The sequence below is a fragment of the Teredinibacter haidensis genome (genome assembly GCF_014211975.1).
Classification (GTDB): Bacteria; Pseudomonadota; Gammaproteobacteria; order Pseudomonadales; family Cellvibrionaceae; genus Teredinibacter; species Teredinibacter haidensis.
The window spans coordinates 2,419,321-2,443,047 of record NZ_CP060084.1 but is presented as its reverse complement, the minus strand read 5'-3'; the positions used below and the strand labels follow the sequence as shown (position 1 = coordinate 2,443,047).

Annotated in this window: 21 protein-coding genes; 18 read left to right on the top strand and 3 right to left on the bottom strand. The window is 47.6% G+C overall.

The genetic code is table 11. The features are described 5' to 3' along the window. Positions 1–85: 85 nt before the first annotated feature. Entirely contained in the window at positions 86–1,078 is a 993-nt protein-coding gene (ygfZ, locus tag H5715_RS09490; protein WP_075185592.1) for a CAF17-like 4Fe-4S cluster assembly/insertion protein YgfZ, read from the bottom strand. 129 nt (positions 1,079–1,207) lie between these two features. Here ygfZ and H5715_RS09485 point away from each other — a divergent pair, with 129 nt between their 5' ends. Both H5715_RS09485 and H5715_RS09480 read left to right on the top strand, forming a co-directional pair. After that, a complete protein-coding gene (locus H5715_RS09485) occupies positions 1,208–1,456 on the top strand; it encodes an FAD assembly factor SdhE (RefSeq protein WP_075185591.1) in 249 nt (82 codons plus the stop codon). Between the two features lie 5 nt (positions 1,457–1,461). Beyond that, positions 1,462–1,917: a protein YgfX gene (locus H5715_RS09480; RefSeq protein ID WP_075185590.1), complete on the top strand. Its 456-nt coding sequence runs from the start codon at positions 1,462–1,464 to the stop codon at positions 1,915–1,917. Here H5715_RS09480 and nadB read toward each other — a convergent pair. Beyond that, positions 1,898–3,535: an L-aspartate oxidase gene (gene nadB, locus H5715_RS09475; RefSeq protein WP_075185589.1), complete on the bottom strand. Its 1,638-nt coding sequence runs from the start codon at positions 3,533–3,535 to the stop codon at positions 1,898–1,900. The two genes, H5715_RS09480 and nadB, sit on opposite strands and share 20 nt — an antisense overlap. A 311-nt stretch (positions 3,536–3,846) precedes the next feature. Between nadB and rpoE the strand changes: the two genes are divergently transcribed. From rpoE to recO, 11 genes are all read left to right on the top strand, one after another. Then, complete coding sequence (rpoE, locus tag H5715_RS09470; RefSeq protein WP_075185588.1) at positions 3,847–4,428, top strand: RNA polymerase sigma factor RpoE; 582 nt, start codon at positions 3,847–3,849, stop codon at positions 4,426–4,428. Positions 4,429–4,611: 183 nt separating this feature from the next. After that, on the top strand, positions 4,612–5,403 hold the full coding sequence (locus H5715_RS09465) for a sigma-E factor negative regulatory protein (protein ID WP_075185587.1): 792 nt from the start codon (positions 4,612–4,614) through the stop codon (positions 5,401–5,403). 82 nt (positions 5,404–5,485) lie between these two features. Next, positions 5,486–6,499: a MucB/RseB C-terminal domain-containing protein gene (locus H5715_RS09460; RefSeq protein WP_246434752.1), complete on the top strand. Its 1,014-nt coding sequence runs from the start codon at positions 5,486–5,488 to the stop codon at positions 6,497–6,499. Positions 6,500–6,582: 83 nt separating this feature from the next. After that, positions 6,583–7,050 (top strand): SoxR reducing system RseC family protein, encoded by a 468-nt coding sequence (locus H5715_RS09455; RefSeq protein WP_075185586.1) that lies wholly within the window; start codon positions 6,583–6,585, stop codon positions 7,048–7,050. Between the two features lie 82 nt (positions 7,051–7,132). Beyond that, positions 7,133–8,515 (top strand): Do family serine endopeptidase, encoded by a 1,383-nt coding sequence (locus H5715_RS09450; RefSeq protein WP_075185585.1) that lies wholly within the window; start codon positions 7,133–7,135, stop codon positions 8,513–8,515. 145 nt (positions 8,516–8,660) lie between these two features. After that, positions 8,661–10,460: a translation elongation factor 4 gene (lepA, locus tag H5715_RS09445; protein WP_075185584.1), complete on the top strand. Its 1,800-nt coding sequence runs from the start codon at positions 8,661–8,663 to the stop codon at positions 10,458–10,460. Positions 10,461–10,475: 15 nt separating this feature from the next. Continuing rightward, positions 10,476–11,339 (top strand): signal peptidase I, encoded by an 864-nt coding sequence (lepB, locus tag H5715_RS09440; protein ID WP_075185583.1) that lies wholly within the window; start codon positions 10,476–10,478, stop codon positions 11,337–11,339. Between the two features lie 39 nt (positions 11,340–11,378). Next, complete coding sequence (locus H5715_RS09435; protein ID WP_075185742.1) at positions 11,379–11,789, top strand: DUF4845 domain-containing protein; 411 nt, start codon at positions 11,379–11,381, stop codon at positions 11,787–11,789. After that, the gene (rnc, locus tag H5715_RS09430; RefSeq protein WP_075185582.1) at positions 11,764–12,453 is read left to right on the top strand and encodes a ribonuclease III; all 690 of its coding nucleotides are present in this window, start codon (positions 11,764–11,766) and stop codon (positions 12,451–12,453) included. The genes H5715_RS09435 and rnc overlap by 26 nt, the downstream gene beginning before the upstream one ends. A 31-nt stretch (positions 12,454–12,484) precedes the next feature. Next, positions 12,485–13,375 carry a GTPase Era gene (era, locus tag H5715_RS09425; protein WP_075185581.1) on the top strand — a complete coding sequence of 297 codons (891 nt, stop codon included), beginning with the start codon at positions 12,485–12,487 and terminating at the stop codon, positions 13,373–13,375. 18 nt (positions 13,376–13,393) lie between these two features. Next, positions 13,394–14,095 (top strand): DNA repair protein RecO, encoded by a 702-nt coding sequence (recO, locus tag H5715_RS09420; RefSeq protein WP_075185580.1) that lies wholly within the window; start codon positions 13,394–13,396, stop codon positions 14,093–14,095. Positions 14,096–14,128: 33 nt separating this feature from the next. On the opposite strand, the gene H5715_RS09415 is transcribed toward recO, so the two are convergent. Beyond that, on the bottom strand, positions 14,129–16,987 hold the full coding sequence (locus H5715_RS09415; protein WP_083608016.1) for a response regulator: 2,859 nt from the start codon (positions 16,985–16,987) through the stop codon (positions 14,129–14,131). Between the two features lie 233 nt (positions 16,988–17,220). Here H5715_RS09415 and cysM point away from each other — a divergent pair, with 233 nt between their 5' ends. The 5 genes from cysM (at position 17,221) to H5715_RS09390 (ending at position 23,629) form a co-directional block, all read left to right on the top strand. Continuing rightward, positions 17,221–18,111, top strand: coding sequence for a cysteine synthase CysM (cysM, locus tag H5715_RS09410; RefSeq protein ID WP_075185579.1), 891 nt, complete (start codon positions 17,221–17,223; stop codon positions 18,109–18,111). Between the two features lie 18 nt (positions 18,112–18,129). Further along, the gene (relA, locus tag H5715_RS09405; protein ID WP_075185578.1) at positions 18,130–20,370 is read left to right on the top strand and encodes a GTP diphosphokinase; all 2,241 of its coding nucleotides are present in this window, start codon (positions 18,130–18,132) and stop codon (positions 20,368–20,370) included. 5 nt (positions 20,371–20,375) lie between these two features. Continuing rightward, the gene (gene mazG / locus H5715_RS09400) at positions 20,376–21,203 is read left to right on the top strand and encodes a nucleoside triphosphate pyrophosphohydrolase (protein ID WP_281388206.1); all 828 of its coding nucleotides are present in this window, start codon (positions 20,376–20,378) and stop codon (positions 21,201–21,203) included. A gap of 275 nt (positions 21,204–21,478) precedes the next feature. Beyond that, the gene (adk, locus tag H5715_RS09395) at positions 21,479–22,135 is read left to right on the top strand and encodes an adenylate kinase (protein WP_075185577.1); all 657 of its coding nucleotides are present in this window, start codon (positions 21,479–21,481) and stop codon (positions 22,133–22,135) included. A gap of 642 nt (positions 22,136–22,777) precedes the next feature. After that, positions 22,778–23,629 carry a hypothetical protein gene (locus H5715_RS09390; protein ID WP_139309775.1) on the top strand — a complete coding sequence of 284 codons (852 nt, stop codon included), beginning with the start codon at positions 22,778–22,780 and terminating at the stop codon, positions 23,627–23,629. The last annotated feature ends 98 nt before the right edge of the window (positions 23,630–23,727 follow it).

Genomic DNA, 23,727 nt, shown 5'->3' with positions numbered 1-23,727 from the left:
AACGGAAGGGCGGATAACTGTTTAAACCTTGATCAAGGGCTGGGGTAACGCTTTGGCAGTTAAGTCTTACGGCTATTCGCTTCTACTAAGGTATAGCATAAGGAAGGGGTAACCATGAAAGTTTTACTTGTGATTGGAGTTCGAGAACTGCGTTGTTTTGAGTGACGGCCTCGTCGTTTACCAAAACAAGCATCTGTGCAGTATTGGCACTCGCCTGAACGCAATGAATCACACTACCCAGCTTTTTAGCGCTATCGCTATCACGTATATTGGTTCCGTATTTCGCTAATGTAGGGTCGTCTGTGAGCGAATACTGGCAGCGGTAAAGATGTTTTTTTAGTGTGGCTTTATAGTGCATGCGAGCAATAATCTCCTGGCCCGTATAGCAACCTTTGCTAAAGGAAACGCCATCGATCAGTTGGTAATTTAGTTCCTGTGGTAACAATTGTTCTGCGGAGCAGTCTTGAACCTCTGCTCTCCCCTGAATGATGTTTTGCAACTGCCAATATTCGTTTGGAGATACCGTTATATTGCTGCTAACTTTTGGCCACAGCTGCTGAAAGGTTTCACTATGAGTTAACCAAAGTTCACTACAGTTGCCATCCAGCTGCAACAGGCATGAATCGTCAGTAGGGTGAGAAACTTGGCCTATTTGCGGTCGAGCTATCGAAGTGCCTGGGAGGTGTTGCGCGTCTTCTGAAAGATGGAACCCAATCATCCACGCGGCTTGTATCTCTATTTTAACTTTGGAGAAAACACTATATTTAAGCAGCGCATTGAGTGCACTTTCGGCAAGCGTTTTGTGTATGCGCAGGCCAATAGTGTCGTCGCTTAATTTTGCGGCATAAAAGCTGCTGTGCATTCGGCCCTGGGCATTGCAATGGGCACCCAGAAGCCATAGGCCTTGCTCTAATCCGGTAAAATCACAGGTACACTGACCCTGTAGAAATTTAATCGCGTCCTCACCTTTTATGGTGAGCAATCTATAGTCGCCAAGGGGAGCGAGTACAGGCCCGTCACAGGGTTGCGGATATTTCGTAAGGGTGAGCGTTTCGATAGTACTTTGCCAGTTATTCATTGTCTGCAATCTTTGAGGAGTTAATTACTCGATTGATGGGCGTGTTACAATCTTCGTGTTCGTTTTGCGACAGGGTCGTTACCGGTGATTGGGCGCGACTAATGGTAACGCTATTGAGTATTTTTGTTTATGGAAATTAATCGCTTACGTTGGGCTGCACGTCGCGGCATGTTGGAGCTGGATTTGATTTTAGCGCCCTTTGTCGAAAACGTATATCAAACACTTGAAGAGCATGAGCAAAAATTATTCCAGGAGTTGCTGGAATGCGAAGATCAGGATATGTTCAATTGGTTCTTACGCAAAGGGGAATCGGAAGACCCTGATATTCAAAAAATTGTACGGATTGTGCAGAGTCACACGGGTAAACAGGTCGAGTAGCGCCGATGCCGAAGCGACTATCGGCAACTTTCTTTTCTCTGCGGCCCGTCGTCTGGCTGAAATATCTTAGCCTTCTCCTGCACAGCCTGTGCGTTATATTGATAGCTTTTCTGGACGCAATGCCCTGGGCAAAGGGCGGGGCGCTGTTGCTTCTTGTGTTGAGTCTAATTCGGCAGGGGTGTTTCTGGCGTCAGCTGAATTCTGTTACCGGTATCCAGCTTGAAGATAACCGAATCTTCCTTTGTGATACGGAAGGTAAGCTCCATCCTATTGTCTTAAGGGACTTGGTACTGACCCGTCTTATCGTTATTATTCGCTACAAGCCACAGGAAGGCTCAATTTTTCTTGGTCGTTCACTTGTTATTGTTGCCGGGAGCCTTTCCTGTGCCGATGATTTTCGAAAGTTGCGGGTTCTATTTAAAAATCTGTCGAATGATACCTTTAGCCGTGGTGAACAATAATATCCTGTGCGGCGAAGTTCGTGGGCACAATAATGGTGTCGCGGGCAATCTCTGCGCGTTCCGGGTAATCCATAGAGTAGTGCAGGCCACGGCTTTCCTTGCGTTGCATCGCTGAACGTATTATCAGCTCGGCAACCATTGCTAGGTTGCGTAGCTCGATTAAATCGTTACCTACCTTGCAGTTGGAGTAGTACTCGTGAATTTCTTTTTGCAGCAGTTTTATACGGTGGGAGGCTCGCTCCAGCCTTTTTTGCGTGCGCACAATGCCTACATAATCCCACATAAATCGTCTTAGTTCGTCCCAGTTGTGGGAAATAACAACGTCTTCATCGGAGTTAGTTACGCGGCTTTCATCCCATTGAGGAATGGCTTCCAGTGGTAAAATAGTCTGGGTTTTCTCGCTAATGGTTTTCGCTGCGGACTGTGCAAACACAATGCATTCAAGCAGGGAGTTGCTGGCCATGCGGTTGGCGCCGTGAAGACCGGTAAAAGACGTTTCTCCAATGGCGTAGAGGTTTTGCAGGTCGGTTTGACCATTTTTATCAACAACGACACCGCCACAGGTGTAGTGGGCTGCAGGGACCACCGGAATGGCTTCTTTGGTAATATCGATTCCGTAACGAGCGCACTCTTTTTGTACTGTGGGGAAGTGGGATGCTATAAAACTCGGTGATTTGTGGCTGATATCGAGATAAATGCAATCGCTACCTAATCGCTTCATCTCGTGGTCAATCGCCCTGGCGACGACATCGCGCGGCGCCAGTTCGCCCAGTTCGTGGAAATTATCCATAAACCGCTCACCGTTCGGCAGTCGCAATTTACCACCTTCACCTCGGACAGCCTCTGTAATTAAAAACGATTTGGCTTTGGGGTGGTACAGGCAAGTTGGATGGAACTGGTTAAATTCCATATTTGCTATTCGGCAGCCCGCCCGCCAGGCCATCGCTATACCGTCACCGCTTGCGCCATCGGGGTTGGATGAGTAGAGATACACTTTACTGGCACCGCCCGTGGCAAGCACGACTGACTTTGCGGTGAAGGCTTCAACGCTGTCTGTACGGTGGTTGTACACGTAAGCGCCAGCACAACGCAATTTCTTGCTCGCCGGGTCGATCTGTTGAACAAGGTCGAGAGCAATATAGTGGTCGTAGAGTGTAATGTTTTCGGCGGCACTGACTTTTTCTAGCAGCGTAGTGTGCACGGCTTTTCCAGTGGCATCGGCGCTGTGAATAATACGACGCTTGCTGTGACCTCCCTCGCGGGTAAGGTGATAATCACCTTTGTCTTTCCTTCGGGTAAAGTCCACCCCTAGATCAATAAGCCATTTGATCGCAGCGGTGCTGTGGCTAATCGTAAATTCAACGGAATCTTTATGGCATAGGCCTGCACCAGCTCTCAGTGTATCGGTCACGTGCGATTCAACCGAATCGTTGTCGTCCATAACCGCCGCGATGCCCCCCTGGGCATACCAGGTAGACCCTTCATTGAGGTCGCTTTTGCTGAGTACAGCTATATTGGTATCTGAGGGCAGATTCAGAGCTAGCGCGAGGCCAGCAGCACCACTGCCTATAATAAGAACGTCGTAATTTAAATCGGATGTTGGTTGATTAGTATTCATATCTTTGTTTAACGTCTACAAACAGTGGGAACTATACCTTATCTGGTTCATGAAGCTGTAATAAAGCAACGGCTATCCATTGATATTTATTGATTAGACCAAACCTTAGGCGTTGCGCAGGGGTTAAAAATCGTTGGCGCATGGAACTTTATTATAGCCGATTGATCTGATGAACTTGTGGTGCTGTTATTTGCGGCGGTAGGTTATTGGTTGTTTTGTAGTGCTTACACTTCGGAAATTTGTTTCCCGAAGTGTAAGCACTAAAAAAAGATAATTCGTTCTCCTTAGCTGGAGAGGTTGGGGAGTAGTCCATGGCGGTGCAATCCGCTTCGCAAACTGATGAGCAGCTTGTAACTCGAGTCCAGAAAGGAGACAAGCGAGCATTCGACCTGTTGGTTTTGAAGTATCAACATAAAATTTTTGCCATTATTAGCCGCTTTATCAAAGACAGTGCGGAAGTTCAGGATGTCGCTCAGGAAACCTTTATTAAGGCCTATCGGGCGTTGCCTAATTTCCGTGGTGACAGTGCTTTTTATACCTGGATATACCGTATTGCCATAAACACGGCAAAGAATCACTTGGTGTCCCGTGGTCGCAGGCCCCCATCTTCGGATGTGGATGTGGAGGAGGCGGAGTTCTATAGTGGCAGTGAGCAGCTAAAAGACCTGGGCACTCCTGAGGGGCAGTTGATGCGCGATCAGCTGGAAGAGGTTGTGCATCGAGCCATCCGTGACCTGCCTGAGGATTTGCGTACCGCTGTCACGCTGCGCGAGATGGAGGGCTTGAGTTATGAGGAGATCGCGCAGGTTATGGACTGTCCAGTGGGGACTGTGCGTTCGCGTATCTTCAGGGCCAGGGAATCCATCGATAAACAGATGAATCATTTGATGTGATGCGGCGTGGCTTCAGGTAAAACTTTCTAAAAAAATGTTGTAAAAGGTGAAACAAAATAGCGTGATCATGGTCACAAGAGGTGGATCTCAGAAGCTTCATTGAATAGGCTACGTTTTCCACAAATTCACCATCAAGAACGACAGCCGCAAGAGCGGCGATCAACACACCAGGCGTTATTGCATATGAACTCTCGTTCAACAAACGAACCATCAGACAATATAGGCACGGCGGTCAGTGAATCCATTTCGGCACTACTGGATAATCAGGGTGACGATCTCGATTTAAGACGTATCCTCAAAGAAACCGAGGCGAATAGTGGTGTTCGGGCCAAGTGGCAGCGCTACCATATCGCGAGCTCGGTTATGAAAAAAGAGAGTTCACCATTGCTGGGTATTGATTTGTCTGAGCAGATTAGAATGGAAATTGCTCAGGAGGCGGTACACAGTGGTCAGGCATCCAAGTCTAAGGGCAGATGGTTAGATGTGTTGGCGAAAAGTAGTATTGCCGCGTCCGTAGCGGTGGGCCTACTATTTGGTGTTCCCCAGCTAGTCGGGGTTGATGTCCTCTCTTCCAGTGGTCACCCAGGAGGCAGCCTAGCAAATGGAGAGCCTTTGATTGCTCCCGATCTCAACTCGGCCGTTATTCCTGCAGGTTTCAGTTCCCCTGCGTTATCTGCGCGTACCGTTAGTACTGCCCAGGGCGGGCAAGCTAATCCGCTACCTTTTACGGGCGCTATCCAGGCGTTGCCTGAAAACGTGAAAAATGCGCACCCAGCAGTAGACCCGGATTTGCAGGCGCAATTCAATCGTTTAATGATGATTCACGCTCAACAGGTCTCCAGCAATAGCGATTTAGGGGTGTTATCCATAGCCCGTTTGACAGACCTTAATGCCCTGTCTGATAAGCCCGAAACTGCTGCAAGCGAGGCAGCTGAAGAGCCGGTTAATTCTGCATCCAGCCGCTTAGGCGAATAGTTTCCTATAGCTACTCGGTTATAATGCAGCCCAATCGCAAAGTGCTTTGGGTTGCACTTTCGCTAACAAGGTGTCGTGATTCGTGTTCTCTCTGCTAACGAAATATTTTGCACTGCCTATACAGGCGTTTATTCTGGTCGGCCTTTTGGTGCCTAATAGTTGGTCTGTTGAAACCGAACCCTCAGCGGAAAAAATCCTTTCTCAGCTAACTACCGCCATGCGCACCCAAAATTACCGGGGTGTGTTTACCTATGAGCACGGTGGAAGCCTCGAAACGCTTGAGTTAGCCCACGCGGTTGTTGATGGTGTGGAGCATGAGCGCTATATCCTTTTGAATGGCCCTGAGCAGAAATTGCTGAAGGATGGTCGACGCGCTTCCTGCGAATCTCTGGCTGGGCGAATGGTTCGTGGTGCGACTTTGGCGACCAGCCAGGGGAACGCTTCTCACTTTAATGATTACTACCACCTTTTTTTTAAGGGTTATGACCGCGTTGCTGGCCGCAGGGTGGCTGTTGTGCAATTGTTGCCGAAAGACAACCAACGCTTTGGTATGCGTTTGGGTGTCGATGTGGAGTCGGGTGTGCTGCTGCAAGCTCTGATTATGCTGCCTAACAAAGTCCTAGAGCGCATGCAATTCGTGGCTTTCGACTACAACCCAAAGTGGCAGGCCGGAGAGCTTGAAGCTTTGTCGGGGGTAAGCGCCGCAGAGCTTGATTGTGGCGAGCCGGAGACGACTCAAAACCAATCTGATCACCGCGTCAAAGATACGCAAGTATGGTTGCCTGCATGGTTGCCAGGCGGCTTCACCCTAAGTAATTCGCGCTGGACCGAGCAAGATGGCTTGGTGCATACCTACACCGATGGCCTCGCGTCATTTTCCGTCTTTGTGAACCCCGATCTGGTGCCGGAAAGCAAAGGTTCCCGTATACCTCGGGGCATTGCTCAGCGGGGCGCTATTTTGGTGGTCATGGAGTTGCGTCGCGTTGGCGAGCATTTTCTCCATATTACCCTTGTCGGCGAGGTACCTCAGGCGTCAGCCGTTCGCGTGATGCAGTCTATTGGTGTTCCGCCGGTACCCAGCCAGTCATCGGGCTAATATTTTGTCCTGACCGGTTTCAACACGTACACTACCCTCTTGCGAATCAACCGTTAACTTCTTCTTTTGGGATATAGACTGTCGTGCTAAGTGAAAGTGGAACAGTGGTCGCTGTCGACAGTGATGGCGTGTGGGTAGAAACACTCAAACAATCCGCTTGCATGCAGTGTCGGGCACGACATGGTTGTGGTCAAAAACTGTTGGTTACGGCGGATAGTCGTTATACGTGTATCAAAGCACTTTACCCGAGCCCCAGGCCGGTTTCTTTTCCGCTCGTTGGTGAGTGGGTTTCCATTGGTGTTGAAGAGTCTGCGCTTGTGCGGGCAGCCCTTATCAGCTACGGCTTCCCCTTGGTTTTTATGTTGTTGTTGATTGGAGTTGCTACGCTTGTCACGCATCACGAGTTAGCGCTTTTAGCCGCCGCTGCAGCAGGATTGTTTTTTGGGGGCTTGATTGTTCGTTGGTACGCCCGAATATTTAAACCTAATAGTTGTCTCCAGGCGGTTTTGTTGCCTGAAGGTGCGATTCAGGATGTAAACAAGGGAACCTAATACCTCCTTTTATGTTCTGAATAGCAGCCCGACAGTCAACGGAGTCGGGAGATTTTAATTAACGCATTCTCGGAGAAGACGAATGATTGCTCGGTGTTTGATGTTTATTCTGCTGGTGTTGCCCGTTGTGGTTTCTGCTGCCAGCTACAACCTTCCCGATTTTACCCCGCTTATAGAAAAATCTTCGCCTGCGGTAGTGAAGATCAACACAGTAACCAAGGTGAAACAGGGGGGGTTTAACTTGCCGCCAGGGCAACAGATTCCCGATATTTTTCGCCATTTATTCGAGCCCAGGCAGATGCCTGAGCGCAATATGCACTCCATGGGGTCCGGTTTTTTTATTTCTAGTGATGGCTATCTGTTAACCAACTACCACGTTATAGAAGATGCGGATCAGATTGTTGTCCGCCTGGTTGATCGGCGTGAGTTCAAGGCCATGGTAATTGGCTCTGACCCTCGCTCCGATCTGGCGTTACTAAAAGTGGATGAAGAGAAGCTTCCCTATCTGGAGCTGGCAAAAGACGACGCTCTTCGAATTGGCGAGTGGGTTGTTGCCATTGGCTCTCCTTTCGGGCTGGATTTCTCGGCCAGTGCCGGTATTGTGAGTGCGATTGGTCGAAGTATTCCGACTGACAAGAACGAAAACTATGTGCCGTTTATCCAAACCGATGTGGCGATTAATCCGGGTAACTCGGGTGGCCCACTGTTCAATATGGAGGGCAAGGTTGTGGGGGTGAACTCTCAAATTTATACCCGCTCTGGTGGATCTATCGGCTTGTCCTTTGCCATTCCCTCTTCTGTTGCTATGAATGTTGTCTCTCAGCTTAAAGAGAAGGGCCATGTCGATCGCGGTTGGTTGGGCGTGGTGATTCAGGAAGTGGATAAAAACTTGGCGGATTCCTTTGGGCTGAAAAAACCTCAGGGTGCCTTAGTCGCGCAAATGGAGCCCGGTGGCCCTGCAGATAAATCGGGTATTCAGGTTGGTGATATTATTCTCAAGTTTGACAAGAACAGCATTTTAACCTCAGGTGACTTACCTCACGTGGTTGGCTCGACATCTCCCGGTAGTGAAGTTCCCGTTGTAGTTATGCGAAAAGGGAAGCGCAAAACCATTTATGCGACTGTTGGCCGTCTTGAGGGGGCTGATACGCCGGGGTCAGTTACCAGCATTGAAAACGGTATGGGTACGGATCGTTTAGGTTTGGTGGTGGAAGTCGTAGATGTTGCCCTGCGTGATAAGTGGCGCATCAGTGGTGGTGTGCTGGTTACACAGGTTGACCCCCTTGGCGTCGCTGCCGATGCCGGTGTTACGCCGGGAGACGTTATTGCTCAGCTGGGGTTTGAGCAGATTGATTCACTGGATGATTACGTTCGTGTTCTTAAGGGGCTGCCATCTGATAGTTTGCAGCCTATTCGTTTCTTCCGCGATGGTCGGCCAACGTTTCGAACAATTCGTCTGCAATAGGCGTGAATGGCATACCGCCGCCCGCATTGGCCTGCGGGCGGCACTCCGTAGCTTAGCCCCCCCAAATACTGTAGACTTGCGCCACCGAATTTCCGCCGGATAAAACCGCCGGATCAGACCAATTTTTAATGAGTAGCAAGCCCTAGTGACAGATCTCAGTCATATCCGAAATTTTTCCATTATCGCCCATATTGACCATGGTAAATCCACCCTTGCTGATCGTTTCATACAGCATTGCGGAGGGTTGTCCGCTCGCGAAATGGAAGCTCAAGTGCTAGATTCTATGGATTTGGAGCGCGAACGCGGTATTACCATTAAGGCTCAAAGCGTCACCCTCGATTACAATGCTAGGGATGGTAAAACCTACCAACTGAACTTTATCGATACGCCAGGGCACGTGGATTTTTCCTACGAAGTATCGCGTTCTTTAGCGGCCTGTGAAGGCGCGTTACTGGTGGTGGATGCTGCGCAGGGCGTGGAGGCTCAGTCTGTCGCGAATTGCTATACCGCAATCGAGCAAGGCCTGGAAGTTATTCCAGTACTCAATAAGATGGATTTGCCGCAGGTCGAGCCCGATCGAGTAGCTCAGGAAATTGAAGATATTATCGGTATCGATGCGACCGAAGCGGTGCGCTGCAGCGCGAAGTCAGGGCTGGGTATTGAAGATGTATTGGAATCGATTGTTAAGGGGGTGCCAGCGCCGGTTGGCGACGTGGAGGCACCTCTACAAGCGCTGATTATCGATTCCTGGTTCGATAACTATCTCGGTGTAGTGTCTCTGGTAAAAGTGACTCAGGGCACAATCAAAACCAAACAAAAAATTGTCGCCAAGTCCATTGGTAAAGCTCATGTAGTCGATATGTTAGGTGTATTTACACCAAAACGCACAGAGACGGGCATTCTGAGGGCTGGTGAAGTGGGTTTTGTTGTAGCGGGAATTAAGGAAATCCTCGGGGCCCCAGTGGGGGATACGATTACTCATTCCAATACGATAGACGTTGCGGCCTTACCCGGCTTTAAGAAAGTAAAGCCTCAGGTGTATGCCGGTCTGTTCCCAGTCAGTTCAGATGATTATGAAGCGTTTCGTGATGCTTTGGCAAAGTTAACCCTTAACGATGCCTCTTTGTTCTATGAGCCTGAAAGTTCCGATGCCCTGGGTTTTGGTTTCCGCTGCGGTTTTCTGGGCATGCTGCATATGGAAATTATTCAGGAACGCCTGGAGCGAGAATACGATCTTGATCTTATTACCACCGCACCTACCGTAATTTATGAGGTTGTGACCTCAGATGGCGAAACGGTTTATGTGGATAATCCTTCGAAGTTACCAGATATTGGACTTATCGAAGAAATGCGAGAGCCGTTATGCGAAGCCAATATTTTGGTGCCTTCGGAGTATCTCGGTTCAGTGATTACACTGTGCGTAGAAAAACGTGGCGTGCAGAAAAACCTGCAATATGTGGGGGGGCAAGTGGCGCTGAGCTATGAATTGCCCATGAACGAAGTGGTTATGGACTTTTTCGACAGGTTAAAATCGGTGAGCCGTGGATTTGCGTCATTAGATTACAACTTTGTACGTTTTGAAGTCTCCAGGCTGGTGCGATTAGATGTGCTGATCAATTCAGAAAAGGTCGATGCTCTGGCCTTGATTGTTTATCGAGATAACGCTCACTACAAAGGCCGCGCCCTAGCAGATAAAATGAAAGAGCTGATTCCGCGGCAAATGTTCGATGTTGCGATTCAGGCCGCTATCGGTGGCCAGGTCGTTGCCCGGACAACCGTAAAAGCCCTGCGTAAAAACGTAACGGCAAAATGTTACGGTGGTGATATCAGTCGTAAGAAAAAGCTGTTGGAAAAGCAAAAAGCGGGTAAAAAACGTATGAAACAGGTGGGCAGGGTAGAGATACCTCAGGAAGCCTTTCTGGCAGTGTTGAAAGTAGACAGTTAACTCAGCAGGAGTGTTATGGATATTAATTTACCTCTTATCTTGATGGCGGCCGTCGCGGGTACGGGCGCTGTTTGGTTATACGACATTACGTTTTTGCGCGGGCCGCGCAAGCAGGCCGTTGCCAATGTAGATTCCCAGTTTCCGGGTTTAAGTGAAGGCGATAAGCCCAGCGATAAAAAGTATATGGATGCCTACATGGCTGTAGCATCGGAACCGGCTCTGGTAGAATACTCAAAATCGTTTTTCCCCATACTGTTTCTGGTTTTCGCGCTGCGCTCTTTTATTATAGAGCCCTTTCAAATCCCGTCTGAATCCATGGTACCCACCCTGGAAGTAGGGGACTTTATTGCGGTAAATAAATTTTCCTATGGCATTCGCATGCCTGTATTTCGCACTAAAATTATTCCGGTTGGTGAGCCCGAGCGTGGAGATGTAATGGTGTTTTTTCCTCCTCACGAGTCCCGTTATTTTATTAAACGAGTTATCGGTTTACCCGGAGATAAGATTCGTTACACCAATAACGTGCTATACGTTAATGGTGCTGAGGCAAAGCAGGCCTTGGTGGGTATAGAGAAAATCAAAGAAATGGATATGTGTATCGCCCGTGGCGGCAGCTATATGCTGGTTGACGAGGACTTGGATGGCGAATCGCACAAGATGCGAAAATGCACTATACCCGGTCGCTTAGGTGTCGATGGTAGTTGGGATGTTCCCGAAGGTCACTATTTGATGATGGGTGATAACCGGGACAATAGCTCTGATGGTCGCGATTGGGGTTTCGTGCCGGAAGATCGTATTGTAGGCAAGGCTTTTGCCATTTGGATGCACTGGGACAAATTTTTTAGTCTGCCAAGTTTTTCCCGGGCAGGTTCTCTTTGATTGCCGTAACTTTTTATGACCGTTTTTCGGGTTGAAGATATGAAACTTATACACGCTCAAGCGGGAATTGGCTCGATTGGCTGGTTGCTTGTAATTACCGTTGCAGGTTTTTTCCTGCTTTGCTTATTCCGTTTAGGGCCACATTATCTGGATAAATTTACGATTGACGGGGCATTAAAATCACTTGCGGAACAGGAAGTCAATCTTGGGGATATGGAAAAGCGAACTATATACCGCAAGTTGGATAGTTTTATGATGATCAACAACGTTCGTGGTGAAGAGGGTAAGAGTTTTAAGATAATTCGTAAAAAAGACAAATTATTGATTAATAATATCTATGAAAAGCGTATTCATATGTTCAGTAACATAGATGTTGTTTTAACCTTTAAAAGTCAGTTGGATACATCTAACCCGGAAGAGTGTTGTGAGTACCTTATCGAAACTGAATAGTGAGCGCCTAAGCTCCGCACTGGGTTATCAATTTAAGGATGATTCGTTACTGCTTAAAGCGCTGTCACATCGTAGCGTGGGGAGCCACAACAACGAGCGTCTGGAATTTCTCGGTGACTCGTTGCTGAACTTTATCATTGCCGAAGCGCTATTTCAAAAATTCCCTGAGGTTAGAGAAGGGCATTTAACACGCTTGCGCGCTAATCTGGTGAAAGGGGACACGCTCGCCGATATAGCCAAAGAATTTAATCTTGGTGAATACCTGCAACTGGGTGAAGGGGAGCTAAAAAGCGGTGGCTATCGCAGGGCGTCGATTTTAGCGGATACGGTAGAAGCGATATTGGGAGCGATTTATCTAGAGTCTGGGATGGATATTTGCGCGCAAACGGTGCTGCGTTGGTATGACAGCCGACTACGAAGTGTTTCCCCCGATGTTTCTGCAAAGGATTCTAAAACCCGCCTGCAGGAATTTATGCAGGAGCGAAAAAAGCCACTTCCTAAATACGAAGTGCTTCGTTGTTTCGGCCAATCACACTCTCCAGAGTTTGAAGTTAGTTGCGATATTGGACGTGGCTATGCGCCCACTACAGCCATAGCTGGCAGCAAGCGCAATGCCGAACAAATGGCTGCTGAGCAAATGCTACAGACCCTGGGCATTGCTTAAGACGCCCTAGAGTTATTCCACAGGAAAATATATGTCTTCTTCCAAATCTGGCTATATTGCCATTGTCGGCCGTCCAAATGTGGGGAAATCCACGCTGCTCAATCATCTTCTAGAGCAAAAAATAAGTATTACCTCTCGCAAGCCACAGACGACTCGCAACAATGTGTTGGGTATTAAAACTGTTGGCAGAGTGCAAATGCTGTTTGTGGACACACCAGGTATTCACAAAGGGCAGGATAAAGCGATTAACAAATATATGAATAAAACGGCTTCGTCGGCACTAAAGGACGTTGATGTGGTGGTTTTTGTTGTGGATAAAGTGCAGTGGACCGAAGAGGATGTCTGGGTTCAGCAGCAGGTGGCCAATGTGAGTTGCCCGGTGATTATTGCGATAAATAAGGTCGACCAGATTAATGATAAGGCGGATTTATTACCCCATTTACAGCGCTTATCGGAAGCGTTGCCAAACGCAGAGTTGGTACCCATTTCAGCTTTGAAAAACCAAAATCTCGATAAGTTGGAAGCACTGGTTACCGCTTTCTTACCTGAAGGGGAGCATTTTTTCTCCGAAGATCAAATTACCGATAAAAGCTCCCGCTTTCTTGCCTCAGAAATTGTCAGGGAAAAAATAACGCGGCAATTGGGCGATGAAGTACCCTATCAGACAGCAGTTGAAATCGAAGAGTTTGTTGAAGAAGGACGCTTGATAACCATCAGTGCCGCCATTCTGGTAGAACGCAGTGGGCAGAAAAAAATGCTGATTGGCGACAAGGGGGAGCGTATTAAGCAAATTGGTCAACAAGCGCGCCTGGATATGGAAAAACTGTTCGACAGTAAAATTATGTTGAACCTATGGGTGAAAGTGAAGCGGGGTTGGTCGGATGACGAGCGGGCCCTGCGCAGCCTGGGCTTTGATGAATAGGCTCAGAAGCACCCGGAAATGTTAAATGCTGAAAATGAACCCGCTTTCGTCTTACATACGCGTGATTATACGGATAGCCGGATACTAGTTGAGCTGTTTACCCAAAGCTATGGTCGAATTGGCACTGCTTTTCGCGTTGGAGGGAAAAAATATTTAGGTTCTGCAAAGCCCCAGTCATTTACTCCTCTAATTGTTAATTTTCACGGTAAAAGTGAACTTAAGACCCTCTCTCAAGTGGAGATGGAACGAGCGTCTTGGCTGGTGTCTGGTGTTCCGCTTTACTGTGGGCTGTATTTGAATGAATTAATTCAGAGGTTGTTAGTTGCCGATGACCCTCACCCACAATTATTTACGGCCTATCAGGTTTGCCTGCAGTACTTGTCTGAAGTGGCCCGCGGTGAAGAAGATATTCTACTGCGAGAGTTTGAGTTTAAGTTTTTGCAGGAATTGGGTTATGGTATTAATTTTTTGCAGGATACGCTAGGTGAAGATATAAGGCCGAGTCCTGAGAACTTATATTTTTTTGAGCCAGAGTCTGGTTTTAATCACTCCCTACCGTATTCTTCCCGGCAGCAGTTTAGTGGCGAACTGTTGAACGGAATCGTCCAGCAGGACTGGCAGAATAAGGCCGTGCGCTTAGCGGCAAAAAAAATATGTCGTCAAGCTCTTGGCTTTTTATTGGGCGATAAGCCCTTGCTGAGCCGTGAGCTTTTTAAATAGGCCTCCATGGCTCTTTGCTAAAGAAGCTGCGGACTAATGTGTATCAGCTTCGAATAGCGCATCTACGTCGACTGACTTATGCCACTTCAGCATTTGATCAATGACACCGATAAGTTGAGAAATTTTTTCTTCCAGCAGCGGCGGTTGCTCATCGTTTTGCAGGGCTGTTTGCAGTTTTACATCCAGATCGGAGCTATATTTTTTTAGCCGCGGTACGCCGCAATAACAGCATCCGCCATGGAGCTTGTGAATGACTTCCTGTAATTCCTTATGGTTGCCTTCCGACAAATAGGTATTGATATCTGCACGAGCTGAAGGGAGTGAATCTAATAGCATGTTTAACATATCTCTGGCGAGGTCGGGCTTGTTTTTAGCCAGCTCCAGGGATTGTCGAATGCTAACCAATGCTTCGCGCTCCTGAGGGGCAACATCAGTGTGCGGTGATCCAGGTACCGTAGCGGTTGCCACATCTTTATTTCTGGCGACCCGCTTGTGGGGATTTCTTGATACCCAGCGATCTATAATATGACGCAGTTCATTTTCGCTTACTGGTTTGGTGAGGTAATCGTCCATTCCCGCAAGTAAAAGCTTGGATTTTTGTTCGTTTACTGCGTGAGCGGTGAGCGCCACTACAGGCGTACGGTGGTCGGGGTTTTCGCGTTTTCGCAGCTCTCGTGTTGCTTCGAGACCATCCATTCCCGGCATTTGGATATCCATTAAAATAAGGTCAAAATGGTTGTTTTCATTGGCTCTGAGTGCGTCCGCGCCGTTGTCGATAGCGACAACATGGACATCGTCAATATCTTTTAACAGTTCGGTTACAAGGCGCAGGTTTGCGGGGTTGTCATCGACCGCGAGAATATGGATCTCGTTATGCTCCTCTGGTATTTTACTGTCGTTTATGGGGATGTCATGTGCGGTATCAGCAATAATAATCCCGAGTTGCTCGCACACGCTCTGATGTAGACGGTTGCACAGGATTGGACGCTGAATAATGGTGCTGTGGGTGTTGGTAATAGCCGGTTCAATCAAGCGTTGTATGGAGGCAGACGCAGGCACAACTACGGGAATGGAGTAGTCTTGATTAAGCCTATCAATGATCTCGCGCAGCTTGGATTTATCGAAAGTCTTATCGTCAATTTGGGCATCGATAATGGCGAGGTGTATTTGACCATTTCTACATGCCTCCTCTGTGTGCGCCTCAATTTCGTCAAACCGGTTGATCTCAGTAACTTCTGCTCCCCAGCCGCGTAGGTAGTGAGTGATTTCGGTACGGCTCATGGAGGCATTGTCATAAACCAGGACTCGTATATTGCGAAGTGTTCCTGTTAGATAACCATTGGTATTGGCTGCATTCGGGTTTTTCCCCAGGATGGAAGTAAACCAAAATGTAGCGCCTCTACCGGGTTCGCTTTCCACACCAATCTGGCCATTCATGCGGTCTACCAGTCCCTTGGCAATGGCTAAGCCCAACCCCGTTCCTCCGTGAGCGCGACTTTCACTGGAATCTAGCTGGGTGAAAGCATCGAACAGCTCTTCTTGTTGCGCCTGGTTTAGACCAATACCACTATCGGTAATGCGAAACTGAAGTGTAATCTGGTTATCGGCGCGGTCATCTTTGGATACATTAACCAGAATATAACCGGAGTTGGTAAATTTAATAGCGTTGGATAATAGATTCGTGAGTACTTGCTTCAGGCGCAGTGGGTCGCCTAGTAAATGTTCAGGGATATCGTGATCAATAATCGTTAGCAGACGTAAGTTCTTTTCTTGGGCTGACGGTGCCTGTAAACGCAATGATTCTTCGATAACCTGTCGTAGGCGTACGGGTTTGTATTCCAGTGTTAGCTTGCCAATTTCCAGGCGTGAGAAATCGAGAATATCATTAATAATTGTCAGCAATCCTTTTGCTGATTCATCGATAGTTTCCAGGTATTCTTTTTGTAGAGTATTTAACTCAGTTTTTTTAAGTAACTCTGAAAACCCGATAATGCCGTTTAGCGGTGTGCGGATTTCATGACTGGTGTTGGCTAAAAATTCAGATTTAACTCGGCTGGATTGAAGAGCACTTTTACGGGCTATATCCAATTCAATATTTTGAATTTCTACGGTTTCCAGTGTTTCACGAAGCTCTGCGGTTGACTGATCGATATTTTGCTGCAAATTCTCCTGTGCAGCTTTTTGAAGTTTTGCCAAGCTGTTGATATCGTTTGTCAAACCACTATAAACGCTACTGTTTTTTGTGGGGATATAACGTTCGTAGCGACCGCTGATGAATTCATGTATTCCCGCATGAATTTTTTCCAGAGGGTCCAAAAACATCTGCTGAAATTTGTGTAGATATACAATCGCCACCAATAAACATAGGCCGAAGATTATCACGATGATAAGAGCAGCCTGGTAGCTGACAATGGAATAATTCAGTTCATCGGTGACAACTAAAATTGCGTGGGGGCTGTAGGCATCCTTTTGGTTTTCAGATAATGTTATTTTTGTTTGAATCAGGGTGTAACAAATATGGCCTTTACAATAGCTGCTATTATTTTCCTTTGCGTGGGAAATTACGCTAACGACAGCGTCGCCAGCTGGGCTTATGGGCAAGCCTCGTAGCCAAAGGGGGTGAAAGTTATTATCCACAACCGCGAGCGTGCGAAAGCCTTCCATCGCCAATAGCGCCATAGCCACCTGATCAAGAAGTGCGGCGTCGACCTCTCGCTTTCCCGAAAAATCATTGAAAAGCGAGAGGATAAAGGTTTCCCGCTCTAGCTTCTGATCAGCAATAAATTGATCGTGAAGGAAGTAGTAGCCCACCGATAGGATGAGCAGTGATAGAACGCAGGGGATAAGAAAAAGTTGGTAGAGTCTGCGCTTGATCGTTTGGTTTTTAGACATTTGAAGCCTTTGCCGGGATGAACCCTAATATGGAAGCGTCGTTCTTATTGTTAAGATGGCTCGTTTAAAGGTCTCTTAGGATAGGCAAAAAGAGGAAATTTAGGAAGTAGAACTGTTAGAATTGCGCTCCCAAAAGAAGGGGGTGGTCGAATTTACATTGCTGCTGTGCAGCGAGTATAGAAGGCACGAACTGCGTATTCGGCAATTTACTTACATTTATAGGCTCAGGCATCATGGAGTTTCCAACAATCGAGTCGTGTATCGGCCATACTCCCTTGGTTCGTCTGCAGCGGATAGCCGGAAGCGAACGTAATACTGTTCTGGTAAAGCTGGAGGGAAGCAATCCAGCTGGATCGGTGAAAGATCGCCCGGCGCTGTCGATGATCAGTCGCGCAGAAGCGAGAGGCGATATAGCGTGCGGCGATACCCTGATAGAAGCGACCAGTGGCAATACGGGTATTGCACTGGCAATGGCGGCGGCTATAAAAGGCTATAAGATGGTCTTGATTATGCCTGAGAATGCTACCCAAGAACGTAAAGCCGCAATGAAAGCCTATGGAGCCCAATTGATAGAGGTTACCCGAGAGCAGGGTATGGAGGGCGCTCGCGATCTTGCTCAAAATATGGAGAATGATGGGCAGGGTGTGGTGCTGGATCAGTTTGCCAACCTTGATAATCCACAGGCGCATTACGAAGGAACTGGGCCGGAAATATGGAATCAGACTGGGGGCAGTGTCAGTCACTTCGTTAGTTCTATGGGGACAACAGGCACCATTATGGGGGTTTCACGCTACTTGAAAGAGCGGAACCCAGCTATTCAGGTGGTCGGGTTACAGCCTGAAGATGGTGCCGCTATTCCGGGTATTCGTCGCTGGCCGAAAGAGTATCTGCCGGGAATTTTCAATGACGCCAATATCGACCAGGTGGTCAATATGTCCCAACAGCGCGCAGAGGATACTATGCGCGAGCTGGCAAGGCGTGAAGGTATTTTTTGCGGTGTATCGTCCGGAGGCGCTGTTGCAGCAGCACTGGATATCAGCCGTGCGGTGGAAAATGCGGTAATTGTCGCGATTATCTGCGATAGAGGCGATCGCTACCTCTCTTCCGGAGTTTTTAATCACTAATTATTTAGTTGTTTAGCCATGGTAAAAGTCAGACAAGACCACCCGATTGATCACGAAGGTGCTATTGACATTGTTGCCTGGGTCAAGCGCATCCAAGAACTTGCTCATGTGCCCGAATCTACTCAGGAAAGCCTTTTTCAGGCTTGCCAGCTAGCGCAACAGGTTGTTGCTCTGGAAGGGGAGAACAATCACGACTGGGGTGAAGGTTACTCGACGCTGAATGCCGGGCTCGAAATGGCGGAAATACTGGCTGAGTTGCAATTGGATGAAGAAACTCTAATTTCCGCCATTCTTTATCGCAGCGTACGTGAGAAAAAGCTAGATAGCACGATTGTTGCCTCCTCTTTCGGAGGCAGTGTCGCCCGCCTGATTGAAGGCGTTCAACAAATGGCCGCTATTAGCGGATTGTCTACTCATACCAACGAATCTGTTTTCGGGCAGGAATCTGACGAGCAGTCGGAAAATGTTAGAAAAATGCTCGTGGCAATGGTTGACGATGTACGTGTGGCTTTAATTAAGCTGGCGGAGCGCACTTGTGCCATTCGAGCGGTAAAGAGCGCACCCGTTGAGCGTCGGCAAAAGGTTGCCAGAGAAGTTTCGGAAGTCTATGCCCCTCTTGCCCACCGCTTGGGTATTGGTCACATCAAGTGGGAACTCGAAGATCTTGCTTTTCGCTACCTACAACCGTTCGACTATAAATACATCGCCAAATTACTTGATGAGCGACGTATTGACCGACAGGCCTATATCGATAACGTTCTTGATATCTTACATGGGGCTTTGGGTGAGGAAGGCATAAAAGCGGAAATCTATGGCCGCGCAAAACATATCTACAGCATCTGGCGGAAAATGCACCGCAAGAAAATTGGCTTTTCTGAAGTTTATGATATTCGTGCCGTTAGAATTTTGGTTAGCAATGAGCGTGAATGTTATACGGTACTAGGTTTGGTGCATGCGCTTTGGCGGAATATCCCTCGAGAATTTGACGACTATATTGCTAACCCCAAAGAAAATGGCTATCGGTCTTTGCATACGGCAGTTAAAGGGCCGGATAATCAAGTGCTGGAAGTGCAGATTCGCACGGGATCCATGCACGATGAAGCAGAGTATGGCGTATGCGCACATTGGCGCTACAAGGATACAGATAAAGATGATGCTGCTGATAGCTACGACAAAAAAATTGAGTGGTTGCGGCAGGTATTGGAGTGGCATGAAGAGATTGGTGGTAACCCCCTAGATGACTGCCTGCCTAAAATTATTGAGCAAGATCGCATATATGTGTTTACACCGGAAGGTCACGTGGTGGATTTACCTGCGCATGCAACGCCGGTCGATTTTGCCTTCAGGATTCACTCGGATGTTGGTATCTGTTGCCGTGGAGCCAAGGTTAATGGGCGAATTGTTCCATTAAATCATGCCCTGCACACTGCCGATCAGGTTGAAATTCTTACCGGTAAAAGAGAGAGGCCGAGTCGAGACTGGCTGAATTCAAGCCTGGGATATATCACCACGTCTCGTGCGCGTAGTAAGTTACAGCATTGGTTTAAATTACAGGATCGCGATCAAAATATCGCCGATGGTCGCGCATTGCTGGACCACGAATTTAAACGTTTGGCGGTAGAGAACCTCGATTATCAGGCGCTGGCGCTCAAGTTGAACTTGAAAACTCTCGATGATCTCTATGCCGCTGTAGGAACAGCGGATATTGGTGTTGAGAGGGTTATTAATGCCGCCCAGCGCTTATTGAATATCGATAAACAAGAGCATCCAGTTGCATCACTGGTAGGCCGCGCCACAAATGAAACGGGTGGTGCAGATGTTTATATCGATGGGGTAGGTAATTTACTTTCCCATATCGCCCAGTGCTGTAAGCCTATTCCTGGTGACCGTATTGCCGGTTATATAACCTTGGGTCGCGGTGTTTCTATTCACCGGTTGGACTGCATTAATTTAATGCAGCGTCAGGCCATTGAGCCGGAACGCATTATTACAGTCGGCTGGGCTGATGAACCAACCCAATCCTACTCTGTTACTATCGCGCTGGAAGCATTTGATCGTCATGGTCTGTTGCGCGACATTACCACCTTGCTGGATCGAGAAAAAATTAATGTTAGCGCCATGCAAACGCTGTCCAACAAAAACAAAAATACCGTGGATATGACTCTGCAGATCGAAATTTCCGATTTTAATGAGCTCAGCCGGGTGCTGGCAAAACTTAACCACCTACCTAATGTATCGTCAGTAAGACGTAAGGTGTAACCCACTTGAAACCGGAGGCGCGTGAACAATACCTTATTGATGATCTGCTGTATTTAATGGCCCGACTGCGTGATCCGAAAACGGGTTGCCCCTGGGATGTAAAACAGGACTATTTATCGATTACGCCCTCAACTATCGAGGAAGCTTACGAAGTTGTGGATGCCATAGAGCTAAATGACCTGAATCATTTAAAAGAAGAGTTGGGAGACTTACTTTTCCAGGTCGTTTTTTATGGGCAGTTGGCGAAGGAGGAAGGGCGGTGGTCATTTTCTGACGTTGTCCATGAGCTTACAGCCAAGCTGATTCGTCGTCACCCCCATGTCTTCCCCGATGGTACATTACAAAGTCAGCGCGGTGATGAGGGAGAGTTAAACGAGAAGCAAATAAAAGCCTCCTGGGAAAGAATAAAGGAGCAAGAGCGCGGAGAGAAGGGAAAGAAAGGGGTGTTAGACGATGTTCCCAGATCATTACCTGCACTAAAGCGTGCCGAAAAACTGCAGAAGCGGGCGGCGAAAGTCGGTTTCGATTGGACCAGAACTGAAGACGTAATGGCTAAACTGCAGGAAGAAATGGGGGAGTTAGATGAGGTCTTCCAAGCGGGCCAACCTGACGAGTCAAGAATTGCCGAGGAGCTTGGAGACGTTATGTTTTCCTGCGTAAACTTGGCGCGTCACCTAAAGCTGGATGCCGAGCAACTTATGCGGCATGCAAATCAGAAGTTTGAAACGCGCTTTAACTATGTTGAAGAGCAAACGCAAAAGGTGGGCTCGAGTTTGGAGGATGCTACATTGGAGAGCATGGAAACCTTTTGGAGTCAGGCTAAAAATATTTAGGCCTGAAAAGCAGATTAACCCAAAGCCCCATAAGTTGGATGAATTTTGCGCTGCCTCTCTTGTTTCCCTTGGGGGTGGCGTGTATCGTAACGCCTTCATTTTTATAGTGGTCAATGTTAGCGCATATTGAATGCTTATTAGCCCGCCGGGGCGATTTTCGGTTGATTAACGAACACATCTGTCAAAAGTCAAAATATTGCCGATCTTGGTGAGCTTTGCTACCAAGTCCTACAGAATTTCCATACGAAAAACTATTATTCAACAAGGGGATAATAATGCAGGTAATTTTATTGGGTGCGCCCGGAGCAGGTAAGGGTACACAAGCCAAATTTATTATGGAAGCCTTTGGTATCCCGCAAATATCAACGGGCGATATGCTCAGAGCAGCCGTTAAAGCAGGTACGCCTTTGGGGTTGAAGGTTAAAGATATTATGACCTCGGGCGGCTTGGTTTCCGATGCGATTATTATCGATCTGGTAAAAGAGCGTATAACCCAGGACGATTGTGAGGGCGGTTTCCTGTTTGACGGATTTCCTCGTACTATTCCACAGGCTGAAGCATTGAGTGACGCAGGGATTGATATAGATTATGTCCTGGAAATTTTTGTAGAAGACGACGAAATCGTTTCGCGTTTAGGTGGTCGCCGTGTACATGAAGCCTCTGGTCGCGTATATCACGTTATTCATAACGCTCCCAAGCAGGAAGGTCTTGATGATGAAACCGGTGAGCCTTTGGTTCAGCGTGAAGATGACAAAGAAGAAACGGTACGTAATCGCCTGGAAATTTATCACCAGCAAACGGAGCCGCTTGTTGCTTATTATCAAAATCAGGAAGCGAATAATCCAAATGCCTCTGTGCGCTATTCTCAAGTGAACGGTGTAGGCAGCTTGGAAGACATAAAAAACAGTGTTTTAAGGGTGCTGGGAAAATAACGTTTCTGACCTAAAGAAAGCCATTGAATTAATGGCTATTGAAAAAAGCCTCAATAGAGGCTTTTTTTTTACCCAAAAACTCGTTCCTACAGATCTCCAGTGACTGTCGGGTGTATGTTTCTGGAGTTGTACTTGTCCGATTGAACCACCTTTGGATCTGTGTTGTTGAAATTTTTCCGCACTTCAGACTTGTGTTAGACAAGAGTGGGATCAAGGGCGTACGCACGGTTGTTCTGGAAAATTTATTTTTCTTTGATCTTTTTAAGATAGCGCAGAACTATCGAGAGATGGTTTGCTAGCAATTTATTGCCGCTCGCTTGCGCCTCAGCAATAGTGAAGCGAGTAAAAAGGAGGTGGAAACCGTATATTTTTTGTATCGGTAGTGGCAATAAATTTAAGATAAATTTATTGCCACAGGCCCTCGCTAACAAAAAAATGCAATTTATTCCTGTGTTATCAATAAAAAACCGTTTTTTTAAACAAATTTAGCCGCAAAAACGTGCAAATGTGTAAGAGATAAAATAGTATTCCGCAGCAGGCGCACAAGCGTCTTTTATATTAAGGGTGCTATGTACTTGATTCGCGCTAAATGAGTTAGTTAAGAATCAAGGTTATAAACAGAATTAATGAGGAGAACTCTCTATGGCAATAGTTGCCAAAAAACGTGGCCGTCCAGCCGCAGCAAAAGAAGCAGGTCGTCCAGCGGCTAAGCGTGGCCGTCCAGCCGCTGCTAAAAAAGCAGGCCGTCCAGCTGTTAAGCAAGTTGCAGCTCCTGCTGTAGATGCTGCATTGGCAAAAATACAAGGTGTAGCAGATAAAACTGCTGCAACTCTGGTAGTAGCGACTAATGCTGTAGCTGAGGCTCGTAAGAAAGCAGCAGCAGCTAAAGCTGTAGCTGCAAAATCCAAAAAAGCTGTTGACGTACGTAAAGCGGCTACTGCTACTGGCGCTGTTGCCAAGGCTGCTGATAAGGCGGCTACTGCAAAAGTTGCTGCGGTTGAAGCTAAGCGTGCTTTGGTTGCAGCTAAAACTTTGGCGACAGCCAAAGCTGCTGAAGCGGCTGCTACCGCTAAAGTTGAGGCATTGAAAGTCGGTCTGGCTACAAAAGCTGAAGCTGACCTTGCTAAAGCATCTGCTGCTTTCACTGCTCGTTGGAGCAAAGTGCGTACTGCTGCTAATACCAAGCAAGTAAAAGCTGCTGAGAAAAAACTGGCCGTTAAAGTTGCTGCTGCAGACAAGAAAGCCAAAGCTAAAGTTAAAGCGGCAGAGAAGAGCGCCAAACTCAAAGCTGCTGTTGCTGCCAAAAAAGCTGCTGCTAAAGCTAAAGCTAAGGCAAAACCAGCTCGCAAAGCCAAGCCTGCGGCAAAAAAAGTCGTAGCGACTAAGCCCACCCCTGCGGCTAAGAGTGCCGGTCGTCCAAAGAAGGCTGCTGCCAAGCCCGTAGCTGCGAAAGCTGGTGCCAAGCGCCGCGGTCGTCCACCTAAGCAAGCTTAATCCAGCTTAATAAGGTCGCGATAAAATCCCCCGCAAAGCAATTTTCGGGGGATTTTTTGTTTGCGTTCTGCTCACACGAATTGGAAAATACGCGCCTG

What these genes read in the sequence shown, in the direction of transcription:
- H5715_RS09415 (WP_083608016.1), bottom strand. Translation starts at nt 16,987, where the DNA reads ATGTCTAAAAACCAAACGATCAAGCGCAGACTCTACCAACTTTTTCTT.
- H5715_RS09435 (WP_075185742.1), top strand. Translation starts at nt 11,379, where the DNA reads ATGAAACTTATACACGCTCAAGCGGGAATTGGCTCGATTGGCTGGTTG.
- rpoE (WP_075185588.1), top strand. Translation starts at nt 3,847, where the DNA reads ATGGCGGTGCAATCCGCTTCGCAAACTGATGAGCAGCTTGTAACTCGA.
- H5715_RS09390 (WP_139309775.1), top strand. Translation starts at nt 22,778, where the DNA reads ATGGCAATAGTTGCCAAAAAACGTGGCCGTCCAGCCGCAGCAAAAGAA.
- era (WP_075185581.1), top strand. Translation starts at nt 12,485, where the DNA reads ATGTCTTCTTCCAAATCTGGCTATATTGCCATTGTCGGCCGTCCAAAT.
- adk (WP_075185577.1), top strand. Translation starts at nt 21,479, where the DNA reads ATGCAGGTAATTTTATTGGGTGCGCCCGGAGCAGGTAAGGGTACACAA.
- lepB (WP_075185583.1), top strand. Translation starts at nt 10,476, where the DNA reads ATGGATATTAATTTACCTCTTATCTTGATGGCGGCCGTCGCGGGTACG.
- cysM (WP_075185579.1), top strand. Translation starts at nt 17,221, where the DNA reads ATGGAGTTTCCAACAATCGAGTCGTGTATCGGCCATACTCCCTTGGTT.
- H5715_RS09465 (WP_075185587.1), top strand. Translation starts at nt 4,612, where the DNA reads ATGAACTCTCGTTCAACAAACGAACCATCAGACAATATAGGCACGGCG.
- H5715_RS09485 (WP_075185591.1), top strand. Translation starts at nt 1,208, where the DNA reads ATGGAAATTAATCGCTTACGTTGGGCTGCACGTCGCGGCATGTTGGAG.
- ygfZ (WP_075185592.1), bottom strand. Translation starts at nt 1,078, where the DNA reads ATGAATAACTGGCAAAGTACTATCGAAACGCTCACCCTTACGAAATAT.
- nadB (WP_075185589.1), bottom strand. Translation starts at nt 3,535, where the DNA reads ATGAATACTAATCAACCAACATCCGATTTAAATTACGACGTTCTTATT.
- recO (WP_075185580.1), top strand. Translation starts at nt 13,394, where the DNA reads ATGTTAAATGCTGAAAATGAACCCGCTTTCGTCTTACATACGCGTGAT.
- relA (WP_075185578.1), top strand. Translation starts at nt 18,130, where the DNA reads ATGGTAAAAGTCAGACAAGACCACCCGATTGATCACGAAGGTGCTATT.
- H5715_RS09450 (WP_075185585.1), top strand. Translation starts at nt 7,133, where the DNA reads ATGATTGCTCGGTGTTTGATGTTTATTCTGCTGGTGTTGCCCGTTGTG.
- H5715_RS09480 (WP_075185590.1), top strand. Translation starts at nt 1,462, where the DNA reads ATGCCGAAGCGACTATCGGCAACTTTCTTTTCTCTGCGGCCCGTCGTC.